The 6,082-nt window shown below is 62.6% G+C and carries 6 protein-coding genes; 2 read left to right on the top strand and 4 right to left on the bottom strand.

Translation table 11 applies throughout. The features are described 5' to 3' along the window. From ACTS2Z_RS07850 to ACTS2Z_RS07835, 4 genes are all read right to left on the bottom strand, one after another. On the bottom strand, positions 1 to 904 hold a 904-nt coding region (locus ACTS2Z_RS07850; RefSeq protein ID WP_442572659.1), incomplete at its 3' end, for a methylmalonyl-CoA mutase family protein. A gap of 144 nt (positions 905 to 1,048) precedes the next feature. Next, positions 1,049 to 1,228 carry a Flp family type IVb pilin gene (locus ACTS2Z_RS07845; RefSeq protein WP_442572658.1) on the bottom strand — a complete coding sequence of 60 codons (180 nt, stop codon included), beginning with the start codon at positions 1,226 to 1,228 and terminating at the stop codon, positions 1,049 to 1,051. A gap of 198 nt (positions 1,229 to 1,426) precedes the next feature. Further along, positions 1,427 to 2,215, bottom strand: a complete 789-nt coding sequence (locus ACTS2Z_RS07840; RefSeq protein WP_442572657.1) for a hypothetical protein — start codon at positions 2,213 to 2,215, stop codon at positions 1,427 to 1,429. 49 nt (positions 2,216 to 2,264) lie between these two features. Continuing rightward, on the bottom strand, positions 2,265 to 3,302 hold the full coding sequence (locus ACTS2Z_RS07835) for a hypothetical protein (protein ID WP_442572656.1): 1,038 nt from the start codon (positions 3,300 to 3,302) through the stop codon (positions 2,265 to 2,267). Positions 3,303 to 3,475: 173 nt separating this feature from the next. Between ACTS2Z_RS07835 and ACTS2Z_RS07830 the strand changes: the two genes are divergently transcribed. Next, entirely contained in the window at positions 3,476 to 5,200 is a 1,725-nt protein-coding gene (locus ACTS2Z_RS07830; RefSeq protein WP_442572655.1) for an amidase, read from the top strand. Between the two features lie 28 nt (positions 5,201 to 5,228). Further along, on the top strand, positions 5,229 to 5,864 hold the full coding sequence (locus ACTS2Z_RS07825; protein ID WP_442572654.1) for a glutathione S-transferase family protein: 636 nt from the start codon (positions 5,229 to 5,231) through the stop codon (positions 5,862 to 5,864). The last annotated feature ends 218 nt before the right edge of the window (positions 5,865 to 6,082 follow it).

Raw genomic sequence — 6,082 nt, 5'->3', positions numbered from 1 at the left:
GCCCGCGCTCGCTTGTTGTCGCATGCAGCTGCAGCCCGGCGCGTTTATCATCAACGCCCCATGCCTCCATCATCTGCGCCCAGATCAGCCGCATGGCGCGCAGCTTGGCTATCGTCAGGTGGATATCGGTGTCGGCGGCCAGCTCCACCTCGATGGTGGCAGCCGCATCGCCTGGCTCCCACCCGCCCGCGACGAGCGCCTCAATCGCTTCAGCCGCGCTGGCGGCTGCAAAGGCCAGTTCCTGCACCTCGGTACCGCCAGCCTCGAAGATTGCCCGTCCATCAGCCCGGAACGCCCGGATGGCGGGTGAAACCTCTTTCGCCCGGCGTGCCAGCGCGAGGCGCTTGTCTGACGCCTGTCCGAGTGCAGCAGAGAGGCCGAGACCTGCACCGGCAATCTTGCCGCGCGTTTCCAGAAGATCGAGGAGCAGGCCGGCCGCCTCGATATCCCAGCCCCCGGCGCGCAGGTGCACGGGCGCGAGGTCCAGCATCACATCGCTCAACACAGTTTCCAGCTCTGCCAGATTCCGTGCGGCAATACCGGTTTTGCCTGATGGATCGATCAGAAGAGTGATTTCGCTGGCGCCACCGGCGAGGTCAGCAAGGATCGCGTCATTGGCAGCAGCGGGTGCAGGCGTGTCAGGGCTCTGACGCATGGCCCACGGAAGCCAGGCATCCCGCGCGAGATTCGCGCCGCGCACGAAAGGCGCAGAGCCGGGCAGGCCTTCAAAAGCCGGGGCGCAGTTGTGAGGCGCATAAAGCGGCCCGCGTTCGATGCCGTCGCGCGTCTTGCGGACCAGCGTGTCGACCGGCTTTCCGGCCAGCGCCTTCACGGCAAGAGCTTCCCACGCGGAGGGCGCGGCGGGTTCGAATCCGTCTGCAAACGGGTGCGTGTTCTGTGTCATGGCCCACGTCACTATACCGGCGCGGCCTGACAGAAAAGCCTTTGGGGCGGCTTCAGCCTGCCCCGGAACTGAAAAGGCCGCCCTCACGCGAGGGCGGCCCATCCAGCCGACTTGTGGGTCGGGACTTTTTGTAGCGAAGCCGGCCTATTCTTCGGCAGCGCCGCCCAGTGCAGTCTGAACCGCTTCGAAGCGGCCTTGCACGTTTTCACCGATCGCGGTCACGGCCACGATGATGACAACCGAAATGAGCGCAGCAATCAGACCATACTCGATAGCCGTGGCGCCCGACTCGTCTTTGAAGAAACGCGAAACCAGATTTTTCATCCCACTACTCCTTGTTGTTTAGCTCGCTGGCTGCCCAGGAGCCAAGCCATCCCGACCCGTCCTGAACGTGATGCGAGTAAACACCGGAGACCGTTTCAGTCCGGTAAAAATTCGTGCTTTATTTTTGGTAAATCTCTGAAATAATTAGTATAGTTAAGGCGCGGTAAATTTTGACCTCTATTGAGGCCAGTGCCTTTTTCAGAATTCCTGCCAGCTCTGTCGCATCCCCAGCCGGGCGAAAACGGCCTGCCAGTGTGCCTGCAGCTCGGCGCGTTGCTGTGCGCTCCAGCCCTCGCGGGCAACCAGTGACACCTCGATCTCGGTGCCGCGCAGGACATCGCCGTATTCGTTTTCAATCTGCCGCGCGATCGTTTCGGGATCGGGCAGACGGCCGGAAAGGTCCTGCCGGGCCTGTCCATAAACCGAATACAAGGACGAGTTCTGCAGCATGTCGGATACCAGGACGATCTGGCGGCGCGGTACGGAAGAATTGAAAGTCTCCTCTTGCGCGAGTCTGGCGAGCGCTTCGAGGATCGGGCTTTGCGGCGCATCCTTGGGGCGGACAAGGTCGGCCAGCGCGCGCTGGAGCGGACGCTCGAAGAGGGCCTGGTAGCGCGCCTCGACCCGGTTCGGATTGCGATAGAGCGGATTGATCTGCTCGCCGCGGCCGGGATTGCACAGCGAGAAGCTGTTGGTGTGGGTCAGTTCGCCGCGCTCATCCAGTTCGAAGAGCGAGAAGCGTTCGCCAACATCCAGCCGGTCGCGGGCCTGCAGGGCGAGCGCTTCGATGCGTCCGGCCTGTTCGGGAGAATAGAGATCGGTCTTGTCGATCACCAGAACGCGATGGGAGGGCACGGCCCCGACGAGGCAAAGCGTCTCGGGGTCGTATTCCTCCGGCTGCAGGACAAGGGCGGCGTAGCTGATGGCGCCGAGCACACCCGCCACGACGACCATGTTGAACAGGCCTACGAAATCCTTGCCTCTCATGACGCATCGCCCCTTCTTGCCCGGCGCCCCCGCACCGGTTCAGGTGATGTTAGCCCGGAAAAGGCGGCTTGTCGTCGCGCGAAGACGACTGTGCGGTCATGCGGGCGGTATCGTCCTGGAAATCGGCCGCTTCGCGGTGACGGCTGAGCGCACGCTGCGTCTGCTCGGCAAAATAGGCATCAATGTCGAGCTTTAGCTGGACGGCATCCTCATAGGTGCTGCTGCCGACCGTATTGCTGCCGCCAGAGGGTTCGCCCGAGCGGTCAAGCGGTACCTGCTTGATGACCGCTGCAAGATGCGCCGCTGAGCGGATGGCGCGGCGTTGTACGGCGCCATATCCGATCAGACGGTCATCAAACGTTGCGCCCTTGAAGGCAGCGATGGCCGCGAACGTGACGCCCAGGATGAAGAGTAGCAGCGCTTCGAGTGTTTCAAACGGCTGGAAGGTGAGCGCGCGAGTAACCGGCGCCAGTATCTCGCCGGTCGAAGCCAGCGTGCCGGAGGCAAGCACCGCCTCGTTGATTTCCAGAAGGTCGCGATAATGCGCCGCCGAGAAGTTCAGGAAGACGACAAAGCACAGCGCGACCGGCACGAGCACCAGAGCTGCCGCGAACGAGAACGGTCGGTCGGGATTGGACAGGCTGCGCAGTCCGACAAAGCCTACGAGGAAGAAGGCAGCAATGACGTTGGTGAAGGCGACGGTAATCGCCTGGATCCAGCCGCCCAGCAGGCCAAGGTCTGAAGCCTTTGAGAAGAAGTAGGCGTTTGCGAGGCCCTCGAACAGGATCAGCGCCGCCAGAATCGAGAAGTGCATGATGTGGCTGTCAGGGTATTGCGCCGCGCGCTGCACCCAGCGATGCGGCGGCAAGGCGCCACCGAACATGCGTCCGCGCGTGGCGCGGAAATCCAGATAGGCGTTGAAATCGCCAGCCGCCCGGTAGAAGGCATCGCTGAGCCGGTCGACGATCTGGTGAGTCTTCTGATCAATGCGGCTCATCGTTTTCACCTCTCCCGAACCGTTAATCCCTGCAGTGCGGAATTCGGGACGGCGGCGCGTGTTCGTATCCGTATAATCATGCGCAGTCATGAGGAGGCCCCCCTCCGTTAAGTTATCAACCCTCATTAACCCTACGGACGCAAGACGTCAGGACTTGGACAGAATAAGGCATTTTTGGACACATCAGGGCAGAAACGGGGCAGGCGTCTTGTAATTTGTCGCCGCCCCGGCAAGTTGCTCATGTTGATGGTGGGGAGACAAAGATGACCGGATCACCCGTTGCGACACGCCGTTCGATACTCGGCCTCATGGCTGGCGGAGCGGCGGGGCTGGCCAGTGGCCAGGCAGGCGCCCTGCGGCTCGATGAGGAGATCACGGCCGGCACGATTGAGTGCGCCGAGCCCCTCTTTTCGGTCAGCTATACCGACGAAGAGCGTGCCCAGATCGTCCGTACGATGGAAGGGTGGAGCGACAGGGCTGAGGCCCTGCGTGCCCATGCCCGTCCCAACACGCTGGCCCCCGCCCAGCATTTCGATCCGCGCCTGCCCGGACGCAATTGGCGCGAACAGGATAGCGGCGTGCATGGAACACCGGGCACGGTGCCCGCCCTGCCGCCATCAGCCGAAGATATCGCCTATGCGCCGGTCTGGCAGCAGGCAGGCTGGATGGCGCGTGGCGAACTAAGTTCGGTCGAGCTGACGCAGATATATCTGGACCGGATAGAGCGACATGGCGCGTCGCTGGAATGCTACATCACTGTCGCGGCCGAACATGCGCTGAGAGAAGCCGCCCTTCGCGACAGTGAACGCGCGGCCGGACGGGTGCGTGGCATCCTCCACGGCATCCCTTACGCGCTGAAGGACATTATCGATGTCGCTGATCTGCCCGCCACCTGGGGCGCAACACCCTATAGCGACCGGGTAGCCGAACGTACTGCCGTGGTGGCAACCCGGCTCGCCGAGGCCGGAGCCGTGCTGCTGGGCAAGACAAGTGTTGGCGCGCTTGCCTATGGCGATATCTGGTTTGGCGGCGTGTCCCGCAATCCGTTCAATCCGCGCGAAGGCTCCTCAGGGTCGTCGGCCGGGTCCGCATCGGCGACAGCGGCTGGCCTGTGCGCTTTTTCGATCGGTACAGAGACACTTGGCTCCATTGTGTCGCCCTCTCACCGTTGTGGCACGGCGGGCCTGCGGCCGACCTTCGGGCGCGTTGCACGCACCGATGCAATGGCGCTTTGCTGGTCGCTCGACAAGATCGGGCCCATTACCCGTCATGTTGCCGACACGGCCTTTGTTCTTGCCGCGATCAACGGCGCCGATGCGGGCGACCCTGCCTCGTTCGACCACGGATTTGCGTGTGATTTCGGACGCGACCTTTCCGGGCTCCGCCTCGGTTACAATCCACAATGGTTGGAGCAGGGCAGCGAGCTGGACCGGCAGGCGCTCGAAATTGCGCGTTCGCTCGGCGTTGAGATGGTGCCTTTCGAAGTCGATACGCTGCCCTACGCCGCGCTTCTCCTGCAGCTGGAGGCCGAGGCGGCTGCAGCCTTCGAGGAATTGTCCCTTTCTGGCGATGACGCCCGCCTTCGCTGGCAGGATGATGCCGCCTGGCCGAACACTTTCCGCCGGGCCCGCTTCATCAGCGGCGTAGACTTGGTGAATGCAGACCGCCTGCGCCGCGAAGTCATGGTGATGATGGACGAGCGCATAAGCGGCCTCGACGCAGTGATGGGGCCGAACTTTGCCGGCAACATGCTGCTCATCACGAATTTCACCGGTCATCCCCAGCTTGCCCTGCGCGCTGGCTTCCAGTCACAACCGACCCGGACGCTCTTCGGGGCGCCTGCGGACGAGTCTGGCGAAACCTTCGAGGTGCCCTACGCCACAAGCCTGTGGGCTCCTCTCTTCGAGGAAGGCACGCTGGTTACGCTTGGCCACGCGATTGAAAGCCGGATTGGCGCGGCGGGCCGCCGGCCTGCCCTCTTCTCCTGACAATACTTCCGAGCCCCGGAGCGAGCTGATGACCATCACCTTCTATGATTGCGCCACGGCACCCAGCCCGCGCCGCGCCCGGATGATTCTGGCCGAGAAGCGGGTGGAGGTGAAAACCGTCCAGATCGACCTTCGCAATGGCGAACAGTTCTCCGAGAGCTTCCGCGCCGTGAACCCGGACTGCACCGTGCCTGTCCTTGTGACACCGCAAGGCGAAGTGCTGCGTGACAACGCGTCCATCGCGCGCTGGCTGGAGGAGGTCTATCCCGATCCGCCGCTCATGGGCACAAACCCGGTTGAGAAAGCCCGCGTAGCCGAATGGCTGTGGCGTTGCGAATTTGATGGCCTGATGGCCGTGATGGAGGTGCTGCGCAACAGCTCGAAATCCATGGCGGGCAGGGCGCTTCCCGGTCCGCATGCGGTGGAGCAGATCCCCGAACTGGCAGAGCGCGGGCGTGAACGTGCCCGGCGTTTCATGTCCGTTCTCGACACCCGGCTTTCGCAATCGGCCTGGCTGGCCGGCGAGACTTTCTCGGTTGCCGATATCGCGGCCTTCGTTTTCGTAGAGTTTGCGGCCTGGGTGAAGATAGCGCCGGAAAGCGAGCAAAATGCGCTGGCCGGCTGGCTGGAGGCCATTCGGGCAAGGCCTTCCGCTGCGGTCTGAATTTGCTGCAACCGCGCAATAAATATTGCACCTGCAAAAAGCAGTTTCATTTTCAACAAGTCTTGAAGGGCAAAGCTGCGTGTCAGTTTTGCAACATAAAGACGAATTTCGATCTCTACCGCACAGAATCGCCCGTTTCGGCACCCGGCCTACGGGTGCGGATGCTTTTACTTGGCTGACGGATCAGACAATGTGAGGGGCACAGGGCAGTATTGCAC

Origin of the sequence: Glycocaulis sp., assembly GCF_052168375.1 — a bacterium.
Lineage (GTDB): Bacteria > Pseudomonadota > Alphaproteobacteria > Caulobacterales > Maricaulaceae > Glycocaulis.
The sequence above is the reverse complement of the archived record's forward strand: the minus strand, read 5'-3'. Positions and strand labels throughout refer to the sequence as shown.

What these genes read in the sequence shown, in the direction of transcription:
- ACTS2Z_RS07835 (WP_442572656.1), bottom strand. Translation starts at nt 3,302, where the DNA reads ATGACTGCGCATGATTATACGGATACGAACACGCGCCGCCGTCCCGAA.
- ACTS2Z_RS07840 (WP_442572657.1), bottom strand. Translation starts at nt 2,215, where the DNA reads ATGAGAGGCAAGGATTTCGTAGGCCTGTTCAACATGGTCGTCGTGGCG.
- ACTS2Z_RS07825 (WP_442572654.1), top strand. Translation starts at nt 5,229, where the DNA reads ATGACCATCACCTTCTATGATTGCGCCACGGCACCCAGCCCGCGCCGC.
- ACTS2Z_RS07845 (WP_442572658.1), bottom strand. Translation starts at nt 1,228, where the DNA reads ATGAAAAATCTGGTTTCGCGTTTCTTCAAAGACGAGTCGGGCGCCACG.
- ACTS2Z_RS07830 (WP_442572655.1), top strand. Translation starts at nt 3,476, where the DNA reads ATGACCGGATCACCCGTTGCGACACGCCGTTCGATACTCGGCCTCATG.